Annotated in this window: 20 protein-coding genes; 3 read left to right on the plus strand and 17 right to left on the minus strand. The window is 67.8% G+C overall.

The window, feature by feature from the left end:
- The coding region (locus VSO01S_RS11125) for an excinuclease ABC subunit UvrA (protein ID WP_506016901.1) at positions 1-1,475 on the minus strand (1,475 nt) is incomplete at its 3' end.
- 287 nt (positions 1,476-1,762) lie between these two features.
- Here VSO01S_RS11125 and VSO01S_RS11130 point away from each other — a divergent pair.
- Positions 1,763-2,890, plus strand: a complete 1,128-nt coding sequence (locus tag VSO01S_RS11130) for an ABC transporter substrate-binding protein (RefSeq protein ID WP_068642303.1) — start codon at positions 1,763-1,765, stop codon at positions 2,888-2,890.
- 25 nt (positions 2,891-2,915) lie between these two features.
- On the opposite strand, the gene VSO01S_RS27715 is transcribed toward VSO01S_RS11130, so the two are convergent.
- From VSO01S_RS27715 to VSO01S_RS11195, 14 genes are all read right to left on the minus strand, one after another.
- Entirely contained in the window at positions 2,916-3,062 is a 147-nt protein-coding gene (locus VSO01S_RS27715) for a hypothetical protein (RefSeq protein WP_169804092.1), read from the minus strand.
- A 217-nt stretch (positions 3,063-3,279) separates the two neighbouring features.
- Positions 3,280-4,971, minus strand: coding sequence for an MFS transporter (locus tag VSO01S_RS11135; RefSeq protein WP_068642305.1), 1,692 nt, complete (start codon positions 4,969-4,971; stop codon positions 3,280-3,282).
- Between the two features lie 171 nt (positions 4,972-5,142).
- Positions 5,143-5,787 carry a 2-hydroxychromene-2-carboxylate isomerase gene (locus VSO01S_RS11140; protein WP_068642307.1) on the minus strand — a complete coding sequence of 215 codons (645 nt, stop codon included), beginning with the start codon at positions 5,785-5,787 and terminating at the stop codon, positions 5,143-5,145.
- 38 nt (positions 5,788-5,825) lie between these two features.
- Positions 5,826-6,080, minus strand: a complete 255-nt coding sequence (locus VSO01S_RS11145) for a DUF1289 domain-containing protein (RefSeq protein WP_373282890.1) — start codon at positions 6,078-6,080, stop codon at positions 5,826-5,828.
- Complete coding sequence (locus VSO01S_RS11150) at positions 6,077-6,592, minus strand: YbaK/EbsC family protein (RefSeq protein ID WP_068642309.1); 516 nt, start codon at positions 6,590-6,592, stop codon at positions 6,077-6,079. Before VSO01S_RS11150 ends, VSO01S_RS11145 begins: the two co-directional genes overlap by 4 nt.
- A gap of 52 nt (positions 6,593-6,644) precedes the next feature.
- A complete protein-coding gene (locus VSO01S_RS11155) occupies positions 6,645-7,160 on the minus strand; it encodes an OsmC family protein (protein WP_068642311.1) in 516 nt (171 codons plus the stop codon).
- 30 nt (positions 7,161-7,190) lie between these two features.
- Complete coding sequence (locus VSO01S_RS11160) at positions 7,191-7,532, minus strand: hypothetical protein (RefSeq protein WP_068642313.1); 342 nt, start codon at positions 7,530-7,532, stop codon at positions 7,191-7,193.
- 87 nt (positions 7,533-7,619) lie between these two features.
- Positions 7,620-8,540, minus strand: coding sequence for a hydroxymethylglutaryl-CoA lyase (locus VSO01S_RS11165; RefSeq protein ID WP_068642315.1), 921 nt, complete (start codon positions 8,538-8,540; stop codon positions 7,620-7,622).
- A gap of 45 nt (positions 8,541-8,585) precedes the next feature.
- On the minus strand, positions 8,586-9,509 hold the full coding sequence (locus VSO01S_RS11170; RefSeq protein ID WP_068642317.1) for a 2-hydroxyacid dehydrogenase: 924 nt from the start codon (positions 9,507-9,509) through the stop codon (positions 8,586-8,588).
- A 54-nt stretch (positions 9,510-9,563) separates the two neighbouring features.
- Positions 9,564-11,570, minus strand: a complete 2,007-nt coding sequence (locus VSO01S_RS11175) for an acetyl/propionyl/methylcrotonyl-CoA carboxylase subunit alpha (protein WP_068642319.1) — start codon at positions 11,568-11,570, stop codon at positions 9,564-9,566.
- Positions 11,571-11,588: 18 nt separating this feature from the next.
- On the minus strand, positions 11,589-12,317 hold the full coding sequence (locus VSO01S_RS11180; protein ID WP_068642321.1) for a DUF4126 domain-containing protein: 729 nt from the start codon (positions 12,315-12,317) through the stop codon (positions 11,589-11,591).
- A gap of 25 nt (positions 12,318-12,342) precedes the next feature.
- Positions 12,343-13,149 carry an enoyl-CoA hydratase/isomerase family protein gene (locus VSO01S_RS11185; RefSeq protein ID WP_068642323.1) on the minus strand — a complete coding sequence of 269 codons (807 nt, stop codon included), beginning with the start codon at positions 13,147-13,149 and terminating at the stop codon, positions 12,343-12,345.
- Positions 13,146-13,658 (minus strand): DinB family protein, encoded by a 513-nt coding sequence (locus VSO01S_RS11190; RefSeq protein WP_068642325.1) that lies wholly within the window; start codon positions 13,656-13,658, stop codon positions 13,146-13,148. The genes VSO01S_RS11185 and VSO01S_RS11190 overlap by 4 nt, the downstream gene beginning before the upstream one ends.
- A gap of 20 nt (positions 13,659-13,678) precedes the next feature.
- A complete protein-coding gene (locus VSO01S_RS11195) occupies positions 13,679-15,283 on the minus strand; it encodes a carboxyl transferase domain-containing protein (protein ID WP_068642327.1) in 1,605 nt (534 codons plus the stop codon).
- 86 nt (positions 15,284-15,369) lie between these two features.
- On the opposite strand from VSO01S_RS11195, the gene VSO01S_RS11200 reads away from it, so the two are divergent.
- Positions 15,370-17,103: a Na+/H+ antiporter gene (locus tag VSO01S_RS11200; protein ID WP_068642388.1), complete on the plus strand. Its 1,734-nt coding sequence runs from the start codon at positions 15,370-15,372 to the stop codon at positions 17,101-17,103.
- A 69-nt stretch (positions 17,104-17,172) separates the two neighbouring features.
- Positions 17,173-17,583, plus strand: a complete 411-nt coding sequence (locus VSO01S_RS11205) for a nuclear transport factor 2 family protein (RefSeq protein ID WP_068642329.1) — start codon at positions 17,173-17,175, stop codon at positions 17,581-17,583.
- A gap of 29 nt (positions 17,584-17,612) precedes the next feature.
- On the opposite strand, the gene VSO01S_RS11210 is transcribed toward VSO01S_RS11205, so the two are convergent.
- Positions 17,613-19,277 carry an AMP-binding protein gene (locus tag VSO01S_RS11210; protein WP_068642331.1) on the minus strand — a complete coding sequence of 555 codons (1,665 nt, stop codon included), beginning with the start codon at positions 19,275-19,277 and terminating at the stop codon, positions 17,613-17,615.
- Positions 19,278-19,418: 141 nt separating this feature from the next.
- Positions 19,419-20,591 carry an isovaleryl-CoA dehydrogenase gene (locus VSO01S_RS11215; RefSeq protein ID WP_068642333.1) on the minus strand — a complete coding sequence of 391 codons (1,173 nt, stop codon included), beginning with the start codon at positions 20,589-20,591 and terminating at the stop codon, positions 19,419-19,421.
- Between the last annotated feature and the right edge of the window lie 131 nt (positions 20,592-20,722).

Below are 20,722 nucleotides of genomic sequence, written 5' to 3' on the forward strand. Positions count from 1 at the left end.
TGGGGGCTTGCGCCCTCGCGCAAATGCGGGGCGTGCCCCCACCCCTGCCCTCCCCCAGAGGGGGAGGGAGAGGAGAGGCGGTCGAAGAACTGCCGCAGCCGCTCGATGGGCAGCAGCATCAGGTCGTGCAGGTTCAGGCCCGGCAGCGCCTCGAGCTGTGTGCGCGACCACTTCGCGCCCACGGGCATGAAGCGCTTTTCCGGCGCCAGCACCGCATCGGCATCGTCCTTGCCGCCGATGCGCCACAGCAGGCTTTCCAGCTTCAGGCGCGCCCCGCCGCACACCGGGCAGGGCGTGTAGCTGCGGTACTTGGACAAGAGCACGCGGATGTGCATCTTGTAGGCCTTGCTCTCGAGGTAGCCGAAGAAGCGGCGGATGCCGTACCACTGCTGGTTCCACTTGCCCTTCCAGTGGGGGGAGCCTTCGATCACCCATTCCTTCTGCTCGGGCGTGAGCTTGACCCAGGGCGTGTCGCGCGGAATGCCCGCGGCCTCGGCATGGCGCATGAGGTCGTCCTGGCATTCCTTCCAGGCCGGTGTCTGGATCGGCTTGATGGCGCCGGCGCGCAGCGTGAGCTTGTCGTTGGGAATGACCAGACCCATGTCCACCCCGATGACGCGCCCGAAGCCGCGGCAGGTGTCGCAGGCGCCCACCGCCGAGTTGAAGGAGAACATCGAGGGCAGCGGGTCGGCGTAGCGGATGTCGCTTTCCGGGCAGTGCAGGCCGGTGGAGAACTTCCAGATCTCGGGCTGGGTGCTTTCATCCGCCGGCAGCGCATACACGGTGAGCTTGCCCGAGCCGCGCTTGAGCGCGACCTCGATGGCCTCGATCACGCGTGCGCGCTCGGCGCTCGACATGCGGAAGCGGTCGGCCACCACATCGAGCAGCTTGCGCGGCCCGGTGGGCGTGGCCACCTCGCGCTCGGCCTGCACGCGCGTGAAGCCGCTGGCCGACAGCCATTGCTCGACTTCCTCGGCACTCGTGCCGCCGGGCAGTTCCACCGGAAAGGTCAGCACCACGCGCGGATCGCCATTGGCTGCGGCGCGGGCGCTCAGCTCGGCATAGATGGAGTCGGGCGAGTCATGCCGCACCGGCAGCGCCGTCTCGCGGTCGAACAGCTGGCCGGCGCGCGCGAACAGGAGCTTGAGGTGGTCGTTGAGCTCCGTCATCGTGCCCACCGTGGAGCGCGAGGAGCGCACCGGGTTGGTCTGGTCGATGGCGATGGCCGGCGGCACGCCTTCCACCCGGTCCACCGCCGGCTTGTCCATGCGGTCCAGGAACTGGCGCGCGTAGGCCGAGAAGGTTTCGACATAGCGCCGCTGCCCTTCGGCAAACAGCGTGTCGAAGACCAGGCTGGACTTGCCCGAGCCGCTGGGGCCCGTGACCACCGTCAGCTCGCCGGTGCGGATGTCGAGGTCGAGGTTGCGAAGGTTGTGCTGGCGTGCGCCGCGAATCCGGATGGAGCCCTGTGTCATGCGTGCCTTGATGGGTGGGGCAAACATTCTATGGAGGGCCGGCTGACAGGCTGCTGCCATGCCACGATGCCGGCTCGCCGAGTCAGGGATTGGGGCCGATGGCACGCCGCATGTGCGCCGGACACGCTAGGCGCGATGTGCCAGAAACGCGAACCTTCTCGTGACATTCGCCCCAAAGAGTGTCTCGAAAACCGCTCACAGCGGGTTTTCCCGAATCAAAGATCGAGCCACTTCACGCGCCAATATCGCCTCCTGAAGCATTTGCTTACATACAAGAGACGAGACCCATGCGCACCAAGCGATTCGCCGGCAGCCTTCGCGCCGCCGCCCTCACCCTGGCATGCCTTGGCGCATGCGGCATGGCCCAGGCCCAGCTGGTGATCGGCCAGACGGCGGGCATCAGCGGCTCGGTGGCCGCCAGCGTCAACGAAACCATTGCCGGCGCGCAGCTGGTGATCGATGCGGTCAACGCGCAAGGCGGCGTGCATGGCGAACGCATCGAGATCACCCGCATGGACGACGCCTTCGATGTGAAGCGTGCGAGCGCCAACGCCAAGGTGCTCATCGAGCAGAAGCAGGTGCTGGCCATGTTCATGACGCGCGGCACGCCCCACACGCAATCGATCATTCCGCTGCTGGATGCCAATGGCGTGGCGCTGGTCGCGCCCTCCACCGGCGCCATGGCGCTGCACCAGCCGGTGCAGAAGCACGTGTTCAATGTGCGCTCCAGCTACCAGCGCGAGGCCGAGAAGGCCGTGGCGCACCTGAGCACGGTGGGCATGAGCCGCATCTCGGTGGTGCACGTGACCGACTCCTTCGGCGCCGACGCGCTGGAGGGCGCGAAGAAGGGCTTTGCCAAGGCGGGCTTCGAGCCGGCCGCGGTGGTGCCGGCGGACCGCGACAAGCCCGACTACGCGGCCATCGTGCCCAAGCTGGTGGCGGCCAACTCGCAGGCCGTGCTGTGGATCGGCTCCGGCACCGCGGTGGTCGAGGGCGTGAAGGCGCTGCGCGCGGCGGGCTCGGCAGCGCAGGTGGTCACGCTGTCCAACAACGCGTCCAGCGGATTCATCCAGCAGCTGGGCGACGCCAGCAAGGGCGTGATCGTCACGCAGGTGTTCCCGAACGAACGCTCGGTGGCCAACCCCATGGTGAAGGAGGCCCTGGGCATGGCCCGCGCCAAGGGCATGAACGAACTCTCGCCGGCGTCGCTGGAAGGCTTCGCGTCCGCGAAGGTGCTGGTGGAGGGCCTGCGCCGCGCCGGCCCCAAGCCCACGCGCGCCAGGGTGGTGGCCGCGCTGGAGAGCATCCGCGGCTACGACATCGGCGGGCTGGAGGTGAGCTATTCGCCCACCGACCACAGCGGCATCGACTTCGCCGACCTGTCCATCATCTCGGACGGCCGCTTCAAGCGCTGACGGCACGCCCCCGGGCGGGCAGGCCCTACTTCGCCGGCGCCGGTTCCGGCGCATGCGTGGTGGTGTCGCCGCCGTGCTTCTCGCCCGACATGTCGACCTTGTCGCCGGCCTTCATGATCACGAACAGGGCAATGGCGGCAAAGGCGACGAAGCCGACAACGATCTTCCACATGGTGCAGGTCCTCCTGAATGGGTGAGTGACGGGTGAGCAACTGCGCTCAAGAAAAAGGCCTCAAGACCGCGCTAAGCGGCGCATGAAGCCTTTTTGTCGAACACTCGCTTGCTAGCGCTTGCCGGGAACACCGCGGAACCGGCTTTGCCGGGCCGCTGGTGTTGCCCCCTTGAGGGGGGATGCGAGCTACACGAAGTGAGCGAGAGTCGGGGGTGGGTCAATCATTGGCGTAGATGTTGACGTCCTTGGTCTCGCGGATGAACAGCGTGCCCACCACCAAGGTGACGGTCGCGATGATGATCGGATACCACAGGCCGTTGAACATGTTGCCGGTGCTGGCCACGATGGCGAAGGCGGTGGTGGGCAGCAGGCCGCCGAACCAGCCGTTGCCGATGTGGTACGGCAGGCTCATGGAGGTGTAGCGGATGCGCGTGGGGAACAGTTCCACCAGCATGGCGGCGATCGGGCCATACACCATGGTCACCAGGATCACCAGGTAGGTCAGGATCACCAGCACCATGAGCTTGTTGATCTTGGCCGGGTCGGCCTTGCTTGGATAGCCGGCGGCCTTCAGGTCGTCGCCCACGGCCTTCTTGAAGGCGGCGATGTCCTTGGTCGACTGCTCGTCGAACTTGGACTTGACCACGGTGCCGTTGGGTGCCTCGATGGTCTTGTCGCCAATCTTCACGATGGCCTTGGAGCCCGGTGCGCCCGCGATGTTGTCGTAGCTCACCGAGTTCTGCACCAGGAAGCGCTTGGCGATGTCGCACGAGCTCTTGAAGTCGATCTCGCGTGCCACCGGGTTGCCCTGGAAGGAGCAGGTGGCCGGGTCGGCAGTCACGGTGACGGCGGCGGTGGCCTGGGCGTGGGCCAGGTCGGGGTTGGCGGCGGCAGTCAGCGCCTTGAAGACCGGGAAGTAGGTCAGCGCAGCCAGCAGGCAGCCGGCCATGATGATGGGCTTGCGGCCGATCTTGTCGGACAGCGAACCGAACACCACGAAGAAGGGCGTGCCGATCAGCAGCGCGGCGGCGATCAGCAGGTTGGCGGTGATGGCATCGACCTTCAGCTGCGCGGTCAGGAAGAACAGCGCATAGAACTGGCCCGTGTACCAGACCACGGCCTGGCCGGCGGTCAGGCCCACCAGCGCCAGGATCACGATCTTCAGGTTCTTCCACTGGCCAAAGGATTCGGACAGCGGCGCCTTCGAGGTCTTGCCCTCGGCCTTCATCTTCTGGAAGGCGGGCGACTCGTTCAGCGAGAGGCGGATCCACACCGAGATGGCCAGCAGTGCGATGGACACCAGGAAGGGAATGCGCCAGGCCCATGCGGCGAACGCGTCTTCGCCCACCACGGTGCGCACGCCCAGGATGACCAGCAGGCTCAGGAACAGGCCCAGCGTGGCGGTCGTCTGGATCCACGAGGTGTAGGCGCCGCGCTTGCCGTGCGGGGCGTGCTCGGCCACGTAGGTGGCTGCGCCGCCGTACTCGCCACCCAGCGCCAGGCCTTGCAGCATGCGCAGTGCAATGAGGATCACCGGGGCGGCCACGCCGATGGTGGCGTAGCTGGGCAGCATGCCGACGATGAAGGTCGACAGGCCCATGATCAGGATCGTGACCAGGAAGGTGTACTTGCGACCGATCATGTCGCCCAGGCGGCCGAACACGATGGCGCCGAAGGGTCGCACCAGGAAGCCGGCGGCAAAGGCCAGCAGCGCGAAGATGAAGGCCGCGCCTGCATCCAGGCCGCTGAAGAACTGCTTGGCGATGATCGCCGCCAGCGAGCCGTACAGGTAGAAGTCGTACCACTCGAAAACCGTACCGAGCGAGGAGGCGAAGATGACTTTCTTCTCCTCTGCAGTCATGGGCCGGGGAGCTACTGGCGCCCCCCGGGAGTCAAGTGCGGCTGTCATGTCGTCGGTCTCCTATCGTAAGAATTGGTGCGGCACCGAGACTCGGCGCCGTGACGAATTCTTCGGCCGGCGACTGACCCTAGGCTTGCGCCAAACTTAACGTTTGCTGACGAACTAGAGTCAAACCCGCGACGCCACTTCCGGCATGCGGAAATTGGGGGTGGCAGGGGCTCAGGGTTTTCCGCGAGCCGTCAGGCTGGGGCGGTTTGCCGCATGGCGCCAGGCGGTCTCGCCGAACCACGGGTCGCCATCGAGGTAGCCGCGCAGGATCGGCAGGCTGTCGAAGCCCCAGAACCTCTGGCCGCCCACCTCGAAGGTGGGCGTGCCGAAGATGCCTGCGGCCATGGCCTCGTCGGTGTTGGCACGCAGCTGCGCCTTCACCGCGTCGGCATCGGCCTCGCGCACCGGGTGCAGCCGGGCCTGGAGCGCCGCCAGTTGCGCTGCATCGCCCGGCTCGCCGCCGCCCTGCCAGATGTCGCGGAAGATGGTCTCGGTCACGAAGCGGCTGGTGTCGCCGTCATGGCTGGTGGACAGCGCCAGCCGCAGGTAGGGCAGCGAGTTGAAGGGGTGCGTGGCCGGCATGTCGATGTGGATGTCGTGCGCATGGCCCAGCCACAGCACATGCTTGTAGGTCCAGTCGCGCTTGTTCGGCACCTCGGCCGGGCCCAGCAGGCCATGGTGGCGCAGCAGCGGCCCCAGCAGCACCGGCCGGTAGCGGATGTGATAGCTCAGCCCGGCCAGCGTCTCGGGCAGCTTCTCGAAAGCCAGGTACGCGAAGGGCGAGATGAAGTCGTAGTAGAAGGTGATGTTCTTCATGGCGTCGCTCTGTCCTTCTCTCGGTGAGTCCAGTCCCATCAGGTCGGATGCGTATCTTGCACCGCGCGCCGGCCGATGTGCAGCCAGATCGTGCGCTTGGCCGCATCGTCCATGGTGCTCCATGCGGCGATCTCGTCCAGCGTGCGCAAGCACCCCTGGCACAGGCCGCTGGCGGCATCCATGCGGCAGACCGACACGCACGGCGAGGGCACCGGCTCGCCCGCCGCCGCGGCGTGCTGCAAGACCGCCTCGGCGCGCCGGGCCAGTTCCGCCAGCGTGGTGGTCGGCGTCACGACAACGAAGACGAAGCGGGCGGCTGCACCACGTCGGCCACCGGCGCACCGGTGAGCTTCTCGAGCTCGGCCGGACTGAGCTTGACCACCGCATGCGGGTGGCCCGCGGCGGCCCAGATCTCCTGGAAGCGGAACAGCTCGCGGTCGATCAGCGTGACCGGCTCGGTGGCATGCGCGAAGGGCGACACGCCGCCAATGGAAAAGCCGGTGGCCGCCTTCACGAAGTCGGCATCGGCGCGTCCGGTCTTGCCGACGATCGCATCCACTTTTTTCTCGTCCACGCGGCGGTCGCCCGAGGCGACGACCAGCACCGCCACGTTGTCGCTCTTGCGCTTGAAGATGATGCTCTTGGCCACCTGCCCCACCTCGATGCCCAGGAGATCGGCCGCCTGCTGCGCGGTGCGCGCGGCATCGTCGAGCATCTGCGGCGTGTGCGGATGGCCGGCGGACTGCAGCAGGCGGGCGACGCGCTGGACGGTTTCGGGGAGGGCTGTGAGTTCGGCGCCGCACATGGGCATGTTCCTGTTGAATGAGTGCGCCAGAGTTTAGGCGCACGGCCGTAGGTCAGGACGTGACGACGTCTACCCGCAGCGGCACCGCGCGGCGCAGCGCGTCGCCCACCGGAGAGTGCTGTTCCGCCCAATGCACCAGTTCTCGAAGCTGTTCTTCCGATACGCCTTCAGCCGCCACGCGTACCGTGACGCGCACATCCAGCGGCCCGGCCGGCACGGCCTCGTCCAGGCCCAGGATGCCACGGTGATCCGACTCGCTCTCGGCCGTCACTTCAAGGTGCTGGAGCACGATCCCGAGTTGCGCCGCACGAAGGGCCACCAGCGTCGCATCGCAGTTCGCGAGCGCCGCGCGCATCAACCAGCCAGGCGAAGGCGCGCTGTTCGTGCCGCCGATGGACACTGGCATGTCGGTCACCACCGCCACGCCGCCGGGTCCGTCGACGCGGCACCGCAGGCCTGACTCGAGCACCGCCGTGGCCGGTGCATCCTTGGACAGCGCGTCTTGCGGCTGCCCTTCGAAGTGCTTGCTGAGTTTGCCCAGCGACTGCTGGATGCGCTCGATGCTCATTGCGACTCCGTTCTCCGTTGAGAAAACCGCCTAGCCTCCGTGCCGCTGCCCCGGCACCTCGATGTTCACCACATAGGAAGAGTGCGCCCTGGGAAACATCCGGACGGCCAGCATGCCAGCGTACTTTCCCATGGAAGCAAGTTCTCCGTCATGCAATATCCCAACGTGAAACTCCCCGGTGGGTATGCGTTCGCAAGAAACCTCGACATTCAAGCCCGACGGAAGCTGGCACTTCAAGGGTCCGACGAGCGAGGACAGCCCAGGCGAACTGGCGCTCGGCTTCAAGCGTCCGGAAGCGACCTTCGAGGATGTGTCCGCGACGTCGGTCCAGACGCTGACTTCAATTTCTTGCTTGTTTTCGGAATCTGCCATGGCCCGAGGTTTGCATGCCGAAAGAAAGGATACGCCGGCAAGTGCGGCCGTGGAGCCGAGAACGCTTCGGCGCTTCATCGGTTGCCGCTAGGCCGCACGCTTGTTCAGGATCGCCGTCGCCGCCCGCGAGGCCGGCTTGCGCCCCAGCGCCTCGCTGATGTACGCCCCGGCGTCGATGAGCTTGTCCAGGTCGATGCCGGTCTCGATGCCCATGCCCTGCAGCAGGTACACCACGTCCTCGGTGGCCACGTTGCCCGTCGCGCCCTTGGCATAGGGGCAGCCGCCCAGGCCCGCGGACGACGACTGGAAGTTCCACACGCCCAGCTCCAGCGAGGCCAGCGTGTTGGCCAGCGCCTGGCCGTAGGTGTCGTGGAAATGGCCCGAGATGTGGTCCACGCCGAAATGCGCCAGCGTGGCCTCCAGCGCGGCCTGCACCTTGCGCGGCGTGCCGACGCCGATGGTGTCGGCCACGTCCACGCGCTCCACGCCGATGTCCTTCATCAGCCCTGCCAGCATGCGCACGCGCTCGGGTGCGATCTCGCCTTCGTACGGGCAGCCCACGGTGCACGACATGGCGCCGCGCACGGCGATGCCCTTCTCGCGCGCCGCCGCCACCACCGGCGCAAAGCGCTCGATGCTTTCGGCGATGGAGCAGTTGATGTTCTTCTGGCTGAAGGCCTCGCTGGCGGCGCCGAACACCACGATCTCGTCCGGCCACTCCTCGCGCGGCGCGGCCACTGCCGCCTCGAAACCCTTCATGTTGGGCGTGAGCACCGAATAACGCACGCCGGGCTTGCGCCGCAGGCCATGCATCACCTGCGCGTTGTCGGCCATCTGCGGCACCCACTTGGGGCTGACGAAGCTGGTGACCTCGATCTCCTTCAGGCCCGCATCCTCCAGGCGCTGGATGAGGCCCAGCTTGACCTCGGTGGGCACCGGCTGCTTCTCGTTCTGCAGGCCGTCGCGCGGGCCGACGTCGATGATCTTCACGCGGGAGGGGTAGTTCATGATGGATGGCCTCTTTATCGAATGCGGATTGTCCGGCGCGCTCAATCAGTAGCCACGCACCGTATCGACCACCCCGGCCACGGGCTCGCCGCGCCCCATCGCCCGGATCTTGCCGGCGATCTGCGCAACGGTTTCGTCGCGCAGGGTGCGTGCCGATGCATGCGGCGTGACGGTGATGCGCGGGTGGCGCCAGAAGGGATGGTCGGCGGGCAGCGGCTCGGTCTGGAACACGTCCAGGGTGGCGCCCGAAAGCTGGCCCGCGTCGAGCAGCGGAATCAGGTCGTCTTCCACCAGGTGCGCGCCGCGCGCCACGTTGATGAGGTAGCCGCCGAACTGCAGCTTGCCCAATGTCTCGCGCCGCAGGATGCCGCGCGTGTCGGGTGTGAGCGGCAGCAGGCACACCAGGACCTTGCTGGCGGCCAGGAAGTCGTTCAGCTGCGCTTCGCCCGCAAAGCCGCGCACGCCTTCGACCTCGCGCGGCGAGCGGCTCCAGCCGTTGACCGGAAACTCGAAGTGCTGCACGGCTTTGGCCACGCGCTGGCCCAGCACGCCCATGCCCATGATGCCCACCGGAAAGTCCTGGCGCTGGCGCGGGCGGCGGTAGGTCCACTCGCCGTCCTTCGCGGCCTCCTGGTAGTAGTCCAGCTCGCGGAAGTGGCGCACCAGCGCATGGCAGACGAACTCGGCCATCTGCACCGCCATGCCGCCGTCGTCGATGCGCACCAGCTTCGCCCGGGGCGGCAGCTTCAGCTTCAGGATCGCGTCCACACCGGCGCCGATGTTGAAGATGCCCTGCAGGCCCGGCGCCTGCTCGTCCAGCATCTGCTGCGGCGGCGCCCACACCACGGCATGGTCGGCCTGCGGCGCGCCGGGCGCCCAGACGTCGACTTCGGCGTCGGGCAGCGCTTCGCGCAGCGCCTTGATCCAGGGTTCGGGGCGGTTGTCAGTGAGGTAGACGGTGATTCGCATGGCTGCGAGCTTAGCCCCAAGCGTTCCGGCTGCCGTCCGCCCGGGGCTTTCGGTTCAGGCCGCCAGGCGCAGCAGTTCGGCGCCCTCGGTCACCTGATCGCCGGGCTGGTAGAGCAGCTCTTCGACGGTGCCGTCGGCCGGGGCGGCGATGGTGTGCTCCATCTTCATCGCCTCCATCACCGCCAGCGGCTGGCCGCGCGTGACCTTGTCGCCCGCCTTGACGGCGAAGGACACCACCTTGCCAGGCATGGGCGCGGTGAGGCGCCCGCCTTCGGCCTGCGTATCGCCCGCATGCGCAAGCCGGTCGATGGCGGTGATGCGGGTGGCGCCCTGGGTGCCGAAGACATAGGCGGTGCCGCCGAACTCGTCGACGCGCACCGTGTGCCGGCGGCCGTTGAAATCGACCTCGGTTTCGCCATCGGGCAGGCGGCCGATCACCAGCGGGCCTTGCACCTCGCCCACCCGCAGGTGATAGCTGCCGTCATGCATGTAGCGCAGTTGCGCCTCGTGCTTGTCGCCGTGGAATTCGAAGCTGAAGGGGCGCGCCGGCGCGCCCAGCGCGCGCCAGCCGTCGCGGCGGCTGAAGGGATCGCGGCCTGCGCCCTCCTGTTCCTTCAGCACGGTGTCGGCCACGGCGGCGGCCACGGCCAGCGGCAGGCCCAGCGGTTCCTGGTTGAAGAGCACGGCACGCTCGCGCTCGATCAGGGCCGTGTCCAGCTTCGCCTTGGAAAACGATTCGGTGCGCAGCACGCCGCGCAGGAACTGCACGTTGGTGGCCAGACCGACGATGTGCGTCTGCGCCAGCGCCGCATCGAGCCGCGCCAGCGCTTCGGCGCGCGTGGCACCGTGCACGATCAGCTTGGCGATCATCGAGTCGTAGAAGGGCGAGATCTGGCCGCCTTCTCGCACGCCGTCATCGACCCGCACCGGGCTGCGCTCGAAGCTGCTGTGCACGGGCTTGCGGTACACGTGCAGCATGCCGGTGGCGGGCAAAAAGCCGTTGTCGGGGTTCTCGGCGCAGATGCGCGCCTCGATGGCGTGGCCCTGGATCTTCAGCTCGTCCTGCTTCAGCGGCAGCGGCTCGCCCGCCGCCACGCGCAGTTGCCACTCCACCAGGTCCAGGCCGGTGATGGCTTCGGTGACCGGGTGCTCCACCTGCAGGCGCGTGTTCATCTCCATGAAGTAGAACTTCATCGCGTCCGGGTCCTCGTAGCCGCCGGTCTGCTCCACGATGAATTCCACCGTGCCGGCGCCCACGTAGTTCACGGCGCGCGCGGCGTTCACCGCCGCCTCGCCCATCTTCTTGCGCATGGCCTCGGTCATGCCGGGCGCGGGCGCTTCTTCCAGCACCTTCTGGTGGCGCCGCTGCACCGAGCAGTCGCGCTCGAACAGGTAGACGTAGTTGCCGTGCGTGTCGCCGAACACCTGGATCTCGATATGGCGCGGGCGCTGCACGTATTTCTCGATGAGCACCGCGTCGCTGCCGAAGCTGTTGATGGCTTCGCGCTGGCACGATGCCAGCGCCGCTGCAAAGTCCTCGCTCTTCTCGACGATGCGCATGCCCTTGCCGCCGCCGCCCGCGCTGGCCTTGATGAGCGCGGGATAGCCGATGCGGTCGGCCTCGCGCTGCAGCAGCGCCGGGTCCTGCTCGGCACCGTGGTAGCCGGGCACCAGCGGCACGCCGGCCTTTTCCATGAGGCGCTTGGATTCGGCCTTCAGGCCCATCGCCAGGATGGCCTCGGCCGGCGGGCCGATGAAGACCAGGCCGGCCTCGGCGCAGGCGCGGGCGAAGTCCTCGTTCTCCGACAGGAAGCCGTAGCCGGGGTGGATGGCCTGCGCGCCGGTGGCCTTGGCCGCCTCGAGGATTTTTTCCCAGCGCAGGTAGCTGTCCTTGGGCGCGCTGCCGCCCAGGTGGATGGCCTCGTCGCAGGCGCGCACATGGTTGGCGTGCGTGTCGGCATCGGAATACACGGCCACCGTCTGGATGGCCATGCGGCCGGCGGTTGCCGCAACGCGGCATGCAATCTCCCCGCGATTGGCAATGAGGATCTTCTTGAACACAGCCAGTTCTCCTTGAATTCAGATCTGCGGGGTCGTCTGATCGGCCCCGCCAAAAAAAGTACGCAGCTTGCGCAGCACGGCGCGCAAGAACTTCCACAGCACCACCAGCAGCAGCACCGACAGCGCCAGCATCAGCAGCAGCGCGATGCCGAAGGCGGCCGGGTGCTGCGTGGCCAGCCACACCACGCCCACCACCAGCCCGTCCTCGAACAACGACGCCAGCCAGTTGCTGAAAGGCTCGGGCGAGGTGTTGATGGCCGCCCGCGCGGTGGCCTTGGTGGCAAAGGACGTGGCGGCCAGCGTGCCGCCCAGCAGGCCGGCCGCCATGCCCCAGGCGACGTTGTCGCCGCCGAACACGCCCGCCGCCAGCAGCGCGCCGCCGGGAATGCGGATCACGCTGTGGATCGAGTCCCACACGCTGTCTACCCAGGGAATCTTGTCGGCGAAGAACTCGACCAGCAGCATGAAGCCGCTGGCGCCGAGCACGATGGGGCTCTGCAAGGCCTGCAGGCCCGTGGGCAAGACGATCCAGCCGGCCGCGCCCATCGCGCCCACCAGGAAGGTCACCGCGTACAGCCGGAAACCACTGGCCCAGCCGAGCGCACCCGCCAGCGCCAACAGCGCCGGCATGTCCATCTGGCCCAGGGCCTGGCTGGCATGCCGACTGGCGGCATCGGCGGCCTGCGCCAGGTCCGGCCCTGGATGCAGGCCGATGCGGGCCAGCCACTGGATGAAGGTGTCGATCATGGCGGTGCCTTTAGGGCTTCGCTTCTCAGGCCTGCGGCTTCACCCAGCTGGGCTTGCGCTTTTCCAGGAAGGCGCGCAAGCCCTCCTTGCCTTCGTCGCTGGCGCGCAGGGTGGCGATGCGCTCCACCGTATCGGCGTTCAGCGCCTCGGTGATGGGCTGGCCCGCCATGTCGCGCCACAGGCGCTTGCTTTCGGCCACGGCGCCGGGCGCGGCGGCCAGGATGTTCTTGAGGACTTCGTCGACCTTGGCATCGAGCGCGTCGGCATCGACCACTTCATGCACGAAGCCGATGCGGTGCGCCTCGGCCGCGCCGAAGCGCTCGGCCGTCTGGAAGTAGCGCTGCGCCGCGCGCGCGCCCATGGCGCGGATCACATAGGGGCTGATGGTGGCCGGAATGAGCCCGATCCTGACTTCGCTCAGGCAGAAGTTGGCGCTGCTGGCCGCGATGGCCACGTCGCAGACCGACACCAGCCCCATGCCGCCCGCGTACACATCGCCCTGGATGCGCGCGACGACCGGCAGGCGGCTGCCCTCCAGCGTGCGCAGCATGCGCGGCAGGCCGGCGGCGTCCTGCAGGTTCTGCTCGCGCGTGTAGTCGGCGGCCTTCTTCATCCAGTTGAGGTTGGCACCCGCGCAGAAGGCCGGCCCGCGCCCGCCCAGCACCACGGCGCGCACGCCGGGTGCCGCCTCGGCCTGGGCGAAGGCCTCGCCCAGTTCGCGGATGAACACGTCGTCGATGGCATTGCGCATCTCGGGGCGGTTGAGCCAGATGCGCACCACGGGTCCTTCGACCTGCAGTTCCAGCGTGTTGAAAGTGGCGGTGGTGGTCATGCGTTGCGTGCCTCTTGTTGGAGCAGGTAGATCCAGTCCAGCTCGGGCGCGGGCCGGTCCATGCCGGTGAGCGCTGCCGAGATCTGGCCACGGTGGTGGGTCGGGTGGTTGAAGGCGTGGCCCAGCGCCAGCACGCAGGGCACGCGCACTTCCTCGCCGTTGTTGCGGGTGTAGACCAGGTCGCCGTCAAAGCGCGACGCGTCCACCTGCGCGAGCCAGGGCGACCAGCGCCGCGTGGCCGCCTTCAGCGCCGCCGCCAGCGGATCGCGCTCGTGATAGAGCTCGGTGTCGAGCGCCATGCGCGGCGAGACGCCTTCGGCCAGGCGCGCGAACCAGAGGTTGTCGGTGACCAGCAGGTGGTTCACCGTGCGGTGGACGGAGCCGAAGAAGAGCTTGCAGTCCTGGTGCCATTGCGCATCGGTGAGGTGCGCCAGGTGTTCGTCCAGCAGGCGCGCCGTGGCCCACGCGTGGTAGCGCGCGAGGGCGGCAAAGTAGCTTTCCATCTGCATGGCGGACCTCGCTTCCCGACTTACATGCGGAACACGCCGAAGCGCGGCTCGGGCACCGGCGCGTTGCGCGTAGCGGCCAGGCCCAGCGCCAGCACGCGGCGGGTGTCGGCCGGATCGATGATGCCGTCGTCCCACAGGCGCGCGGTGGCGTAGTAGGGATGGCCCTGGCGCTCGTACTGGTCGCGGATGGGCTTCTTGAAGCCCTCTTCCTCCTCGGCGCTCCACTGGCCGCCCTTGGCCTCGATGCCGTCGCGCTTCACCGTGGCCAGCACGCTGGCCGCCTGCTCGCCGCCCATGACGCTGATGCGCGCGTTCGGCCACATCCACAGGAAGCGTGGCGAGTAGGCGCGGCCGCACATGCCGTAGTTGCCCGCGCCGAAGCTGCCGCCGATGATGATGGTGAACTTGGGCACGTTGGCCGTGGCCACCGCCGTCACCATCTTGGCGCCGTGGCGGGCGATGCCCTCGTTCTCGTACTTGCGGCCCACCATGAAGCCGGTGATGTTCTGCAAAAACACCAGCGGTATCTTGCGCTGGCAGCACAGCTCGATGAAGTGCGCGCCCTTTTGCGCCGACTCGCTGAACAGGATGCCGTTGTTGGCCACGAGGCCCACCGGCATGCCCTCGATCTCGGCAAAACCGCACACCAGCGTGGTGCCGAAGCGCGCCTTGAACTCGTGGAACTCGCTGCCATCGACGATGCGGGCGATGATCTCGCGCACGTCGAAGGGCTTGCGCGTGTCGGTGGGGATCACGCCGTAGAGCTCCTGCGCGTCGTAGGCCGGCGCGCGCGGCGCTTCGCCCTCATCGGCCGCCTTGGACGCGTTGAGGTTGGCCACCGCCGTGCGCGCCAGCGCCAGCGCATGCAGGTCGTTCTGCGCCAGGTGGTCGGCCACGCCCGACAGGCGCGTGTGCACGTCGCCGCCGCCCAGGTCTTCGGCGCTCACCACTTCGCCGGTGGCGGCCTTCACCAGCGGCGGGCCGCCCAGGAAGATGGTGCCCTGGTTCTTGACGATGATCGATTCGTCGCTCATCGCCGGCACATAGGCACCGCCGGCGGTGCACGAGCCCATCACCACCGCGATCTGCGCGATGCCCTGGGCGCTCATGTTGGCCTGGTTGTAGAAGATGCGGCCGAAATGGTCGCGGTCGGGAAAGACCTCGTCCTGGTTCGGCAGGTTGGCGCCGCCGGAATCGACCAGGTAGATGCAGGGCAGGCGGTTCTGCTCGGCGATCTCCTGCGCGCGCAGGTGCTTCTTCACCGTCATCGGGTAGTAGGTGCCGCCCTTCACGGTGGCGTCGTTGCACACCACCATGCAGTCCACGCCGTTGACGCGGCCGATGCCGGCGATGATGCCCGCGCCCGGCGCGTCGCCGTTGTACATGCCGTGTGCCGCCAGCGGCGACAGCTCCAGGAAGGGCGTGCCCGGGTCCAGCAGCTGCGCCACGCGCTCGCGCGGCAGCAGCTTGCCGCGCGCGGTGTGCTTGGCGCGCGCCGCTTCGCCGCCGCCGGCCTCCACCTGCGTGAACTGGGCGCGCAGGTCGTCGACCAGCGCGCGCATGGCCGATGCATTGGCCTGGAAAGCCTCGGAGCGTGGGTTGAGTTGGGTGACGAGTTTGCTCATGTTTGTTCTTCAGTGCTGGTTGTGGGCAGCCGCCGTGCGCGATGATGCGGGCCACAGGCCTTCATGCCACTCGACTTCCTGCCTTCGTGAATACCGTTGAAACCGTCCTCGTGGTGCTGATGCTGGGCGCGGTGACGGGCATTGCCGCCCGCTACCTGCGCGCCATTCCGCTGCCCTTGATCCAGATCGCGCTGGGCGCGCTGATCTCGTGGCCGCGCCAGGGCCTGCACATCGCGTTCGACCCGGAACTGTTCCTGCTGCTGTTCATTCCGCCGCTGCTCTTCGCGGACGGCTGGCGCATTCCCAAGCGCGAGTTCTTCAAGCTGTACAAGCCCATCCTGCGGCTGGCGCTGGGCCTGGTGCTGGTCACGGTGCTGGGCCTGGGCTGGCTCATCCACTGGATGATTCCCACGATGCCGCTGACGGTGGCGTTCGCACTGGCCGCGGTGGTCTCGCCCACCGACGCGGTGGCCGTCTCGGCCATCACGCGCAACCTGGGCATGCCGCCCAAGACCATGCACATCCTCGAGGGCGAGTCGATGCTCAACGACGCATCGGGCCTGGTGGCGCTGAAGTTCGCGGTGGCCTTCACGCTCACGGGCCTGTTCTCCTGGACCGGCGTGGCGCGCGAATTCGCCTGGGTGGCCGTGGGCGGCCTGGCCGTGGGCGTGGGGCTGGGCTGGGGCTTTGCCTGGCTGCGCGACGTGGTCACGCGCCGCGTGGGCGACGTGGCCGCCACGCAGATGGTGATGCTGATCCTGCTCCTGCCCTTTGCCGCCTACATGCTGGGCGAACGGCTGGGCGTCTCGGGCATCCTGGCTGCGGTGGCGGCCGGCTTCGCCACCAACTACGCCGACCTGCAGCGCGGCGACTTCATTGCCGAGCGCATGCAGACGGCGGGCGCCTGGGCCATGATCGAATCGGCCTTCAACGGCGCGATCTTCCTGCTGCTGGGGCTGCAGCTGCCGTCCATCCTGGCCAGCATGGCGGGCTCCGAATACCCGGGCTGGCAGCTGGCCGGCTACGTGCTGGCCATCTGCGCCGCGCTGCTGCTGCTGCGCTGGGGCTGGCTGCAGCTGGCCGTGCAGGGCAGCCTCCTGAAGGCGCACCTGGAAGGCAAGATGGTGCGCGGCCCCTCCAGGCTGCTCAACCTGGCCAGCACGCTGGCCGGCATCCGCGGCGCGGTGACGCTGGCCGGTGCCCTGTCGGTGCCGCTGGTGATGAGCGACGGCCGCACGCCCTTTCCGGCGCGCGACCTGCTCATCTTCCTGGCCACCGGCACCATCATCGTGACGCTGGTGCTGGCGAGCGTCGGCCTGCCGCTGATCCTGCGCCGGTTGCCCGAGGTTGCCGATCCGCTGGAGGCACGGGAGGAACGCGAGGCACGCCTGGCCGCCTGCCGCGCCGCCATCGCCAGCCTGGCGCTCGACCCGGACCGGCCCGAGGCCCGCGACCCGGACTGGGTCACGCAGTACCAGGAGGCCGTGGGCCGCCTCACGCAGGACTACCGCCGGCGCATCGGGCTGCTGGGCGACGATGGCGAAGGCGCCACGCCCGAGGCGCGCGCCGAATCGCCCGAAGCGCAGCGGCAGCGCAACGAGCGCTACCTGATGGAGCTGGAACTGCGCCTCGCGTGCCTGCACATCGAGCGCGACACGTTGTACGCCGAGCGCCATGCCCACCGCATCAACGACGAGTCGCTGCGCAGCCTGGTGGCCGAGCTGGACCTGTCCGAGATCTCGCTGATCAAGCGCCTGAAGGTGGCACGCAAGACGGCCGAGGCGGCGCCGCCACCGGCGGCCGCGGACCGTGAGCGCTGAGGCGCGAGGGGCCCGGCAGGCTGGCAGAATCGGCGCCCCATTCCAAGCAACAACAGAGGCAACAACACCATGACCGCCACATCCCCCGCCGTCCCGCGCGCCTACGACGCCTCCACCGCCACCGCCGAAGAAGCAGCAGTGCGCGTGCCGATCGAGCAGTACTTCCAGGGCCACGCCAAGGACGATGCGTCCTGCATGCGCCAGGCCTTCCTGCCCACCGCGCACATCGAGTCGATGCGCGAAGGCCCCTTCACCTCCTGGACGCGCGAGGTCTACTGCGAGCGCTTCAAGGGCACGCCCGCGCCCGACGAAGCCACCCGCGTGCGCCGCATCGACTGGATCGACGTGCACGGCACCGCGGCCTGCGCCAAGATCACGCTGATCCACGGCCCGGTCACCTTCACCGACTACTTCGTGCTGCTCAAGACGGAGGAAGGCTGGAAGATCGCCAACAAGGCGTTCCACGGACAGCCGACTTAAGCCTTCCCGCAGCTGACGAGGCGCAGGCGTCAAGCCGTCTTCTCCTCGTCGAGCTTGAGCAGCGCCTTCATCTCGTCGCGGATCTTGAACTTCTGGATCTTGCCCGTCACCGTCATCGGGAAGGCATCGACGAAGCGGATGTAGCGCGGCACCTTGTAGTGCGCGATCTGGCCCTTGCAGAACTCGCGCACGTCCTCTTCCGTCACCTGGTGGCCCGGCTTGGCGATGATCCAGGCGCAGAGTTCCTCGCCGTACTTCTTGTCGGGCAGGCCCACCACCTGCACGTCCTGCACCTTCGGGTGGCGGTACAGGAACTCCTCGATCTCGCGCGGGTAGATGTTCTCGCCGCCGCGAATCACCATGTCCTTGATGCGGCCGACGATGTTCACGTAGCCCTCGTCGTCCATGGTGGCCAGATCGCCGGTGTGCATCCAGCCTTCGGCGTCGATGGCCTCGGCGGTCTTTTCCGCATCGGCCCAGTAGCCGTGCATCACCGAGTAGCCGCGCGTGCAGAACTCGCCGCGCTCGCCGCGCGCCACCACGGCGCCGGTCTCTGGGTCGACGATCTTGATCTCCAGGTGCGGCTGCACCGTGCCCACCGTGGCCACGCGCTTTTCCAGCGGCGTGTCGGTACTGCTCTGGCAGCTCACCGGGCTGGTCTCGGTCATGCCGTAGGCGATGGTGATCTCGGACAGGTGCATCTTGTCCACCACCCGCTTCATCACCTCGATGGGACAGGGCGAGCCGGCCATGATGCCCGTGCGCAGCGTCGACAGGTCGAACTCCGCGAAGCGCGGATGGTCCAGCTCGGCGATGAACATGGTGGGCACGCCGTGCAGGCCGGTGCACTTCTCGGCCTGCACCGTCTCCAGCACCGTGAGCGGGTCGAAGCCGTCGTTGGGATAGACGATGGCGCAGCCGTGCGTGAGGCAGGCCAGGTTGCCCAGCACCATGCCGAAGCAGTGGTACAGCGGCACCGGAATGCACAGGCGGTCCGCGGGCGTCAGCTTCATGCACTCGCCGATGAAGAAGCCGTTGTTGAGGATGTTGCGGTGGGTGAGCGTGGCGCCCTTCGGAAAGCCGGTGGTGCCGCTGGTGAACTGGATGTTGATCGGGTCGGTGGCCTTCAGCGTCTTCTGCACCTGCGCCACGCGCGCGTCCTGCGCGTCGCCCGAGGCCAGCAGCGCCGAGAAGCGCTGTGCGCCGGCTTCGTCGGCATCGCCCGCGCGATCGATCCACCAGATGTTCTTCAGCTGCGGCAGCTTGGCCGAGGCACCCAGCTCGCGCAGCATGCCCAGGTACTCGCTGGTCTTGAAGCGCGGCATGGTCACCAGCGCCTTGCAGCCCACCTTGTTCAGCGCGTATTCGACTTCGGCCGTGCGGTAGGCCGGGTTGATGTTGACCAGGATGAGCCCCGCCTTGGCGGTGGCAATCTGCATCAGCACCCAGGCCACGTTGTTGTGCGACCAGATGCCGATGCGGTCGCCCGGCACCAGCCCCGTCTTGAGCAGCGCGCTGGCCAGCTGGTTGGCGGCGGCCTGCAGCTCGCGGTAGCTGAAGCGCCGGCCTTCGTGGCGGCTGATGAGCGCATCGCGCTCTGGCTGCCGCGCCACCATGGCATCGAAGAATTCGCCGATGGTCTGTTCGATCAGCGGCGGCGTGGTGTCGCCCTTGGCATAGCTCTGGCTGGTCATCAGTGTCTCCTTATATTCACTCCCTCTCCCCCTGGGAGAGGGTGGGGGTGAGGGCACGCGCGACTCAATGGACCACAGCCGTCCACCACCGCCGCATGCCCTCACCCTGCCCTCTCCCAGAGGGAGAGGGAAAAAATCGACTCAGGCCGTCTCGTTGAACAGCTCGCGGCCGATCAGCATGCGGCGCACTTCGCTGGTGCCCGCGCCGATCTCGTAGAGCTTGGCATCGCGCCACAGGCGCTCCACCGGGAACTCCTTGGTGTAGCCCACGCCGCCCAGCGCCTGGATGGCTTCGCCGGCCATCCAGGTGGCCTTCTCGGCCGAGTACAGGATGGCGCCGGCCGCGTCCTTGCGGAAGGTGCGCGCATGGTCGTTGCGGTCGCAGGCCTTGCCCACGGCGTACACGTAGGCGCGGGTGGCCTGCCAGGTGCTGTACATGTCGGCGATCTTGCCCTGCATGAGCTGAAACTCGCCGATGCTCTGGCCGAACTGCTTGCGCTCATGCACGTACGGAATCACCGCGTCCATGCAGGCGGCCATGATGCCCAGCGGGCCGCCGGAGAGCACGGCGCGCTCGTAGTCCAGGCCGCTCATCAGCACCTTGGCGCCGTTGCCCTCGCCGCCCAGCACGTTCTCTTCGGGCACTTCGCAGTTGTCGAAGAAGAGGGGGAAGGTGTTGGAGCCGCGCATGCCCAGCTTGTCGAGCTTGGTGCCGGCGGAAAAGCCCTTGAAGCCCTTTTCGACGATGAAGGCTGTCATGCCGCGCGCGCCCATCTCGGGCTCGGTCTTGGCGTAGATGACCAGCGTGTCGGCGTCGCCGCCGTTGGTGATCCACATCTTGGAGCCGTTGAGCACGTAGTAGCCGTTCTTCTTCTCGGCCTTGAGCTTCATGCTCACCACGTCGGAGCCCGCGTTGGGCTCGCTCATGGCCAGCGCGCCCACATGCTCGCCGCTCACCAGCTTGGGCAGGTACTTCTTCTTCTGCGCCTCGCTGCCGTTGCGATGGATCTGGTTGACGCACAGGTTGGAGTGCGCGCCGTACGACAGGCCCACCGAGGCCGAGGCGCGCGAGACTTCTTCCATCGCCACGATGTGCGCCAGGTAGCCCAGCTGCGTGCCGCCGTACTCTTCCTTCACCGTCATGCCGTGCAGGCCCAGGTCGCCCAGCTTCTTCCACAGGTCGTGCGGGAAGAGGTTGTCGCGGTCGACCTCGGCGGCGCGCGGCGCGATCTCGGCCTCGGCAAAGGCGCGAATGGCGTCGCGCAGGGAATCGATGGTGTCGCCCAGGTCGAAGTTCAGGCCGGGATCGTGCATGGATGTGTCTCCTTCGAAAATCGGGTGCGGGGCGCTGCCGACGCCAGGCGTGCGAACGGCGCGCTGTGAGATAAGCCGCAGCTTACGCCCAGCGCTGGCGCAAATGGCGCCACAATAGTTGCAAATTGCGC

The sequence above is a fragment of the Variovorax soli NBRC 106424 genome (assembly GCF_001591385.1).
Classification (GTDB): domain Bacteria; phylum Pseudomonadota; class Gammaproteobacteria; order Burkholderiales; family Burkholderiaceae_C; genus Variovorax; species Variovorax soli.

Bases quoted from the DNA above. Each gene is read 5' to 3' on its own strand.
- VSO01S_RS11130 (WP_068642303.1), top strand. From the start codon at position 1,763: ATGCGCACCAAGCGATTCGCCGGCAGCCTTCGCGCCGCCGCCCTCACC.
- VSO01S_RS27715 (WP_169804092.1), bottom strand. From the start codon at position 3,062: ATGTGGAAGATCGTTGTCGGCTTCGTCGCCTTTGCCGCCATTGCCCTG.
- VSO01S_RS11135 (WP_068642305.1), bottom strand. From the start codon at position 4,971: ATGACAGCCGCACTTGACTCCCGGGGGGCGCCAGTAGCTCCCCGGCCC.
- VSO01S_RS11140 (WP_068642307.1), bottom strand. From the start codon at position 5,787: ATGAAGAACATCACCTTCTACTACGACTTCATCTCGCCCTTCGCGTAC.
- VSO01S_RS11150 (WP_068642309.1), bottom strand. From the start codon at position 6,592: ATGTGCGGCGCCGAACTCACAGCCCTCCCCGAAACCGTCCAGCGCGTC.
- VSO01S_RS11155 (WP_068642311.1), bottom strand. From the start codon at position 7,160: ATGAGCATCGAGCGCATCCAGCAGTCGCTGGGCAAACTCAGCAAGCAC.
- VSO01S_RS11160 (WP_068642313.1), bottom strand. From the start codon at position 7,532: ATGGCAGATTCCGAAAACAAGCAAGAAATTGAAGTCAGCGTCTGGACC.
- VSO01S_RS11165 (WP_068642315.1), bottom strand. From the start codon at position 8,540: ATGAACTACCCCTCCCGCGTGAAGATCATCGACGTCGGCCCGCGCGAC.
- VSO01S_RS11170 (WP_068642317.1), bottom strand. From the start codon at position 9,509: ATGCGAATCACCGTCTACCTCACTGACAACCGCCCCGAACCCTGGATC.
- VSO01S_RS11180 (WP_068642321.1), bottom strand. From the start codon at position 12,317: ATGATCGACACCTTCATCCAGTGGCTGGCCCGCATCGGCCTGCATCCA.
- VSO01S_RS11185 (WP_068642323.1), bottom strand. From the start codon at position 13,149: ATGACCACCACCGCCACTTTCAACACGCTGGAACTGCAGGTCGAAGGA.
- VSO01S_RS11190 (WP_068642325.1), bottom strand. From the start codon at position 13,658: ATGCAGATGGAAAGCTACTTTGCCGCCCTCGCGCGCTACCACGCGTGG.
- VSO01S_RS11195 (WP_068642327.1), bottom strand. From the start codon at position 15,283: ATGAGCAAACTCGTCACCCAACTCAACCCACGCTCCGAGGCTTTCCAG.
- VSO01S_RS11205 (WP_068642329.1), top strand. From the start codon at position 17,173: ATGACCGCCACATCCCCCGCCGTCCCGCGCGCCTACGACGCCTCCACC.
- VSO01S_RS11210 (WP_068642331.1), bottom strand. From the start codon at position 19,277: ATGACCAGCCAGAGCTATGCCAAGGGCGACACCACGCCGCCGCTGATC.
- VSO01S_RS11215 (WP_068642333.1), bottom strand. From the start codon at position 20,591: ATGCACGATCCCGGCCTGAACTTCGACCTGGGCGACACCATCGATTCC.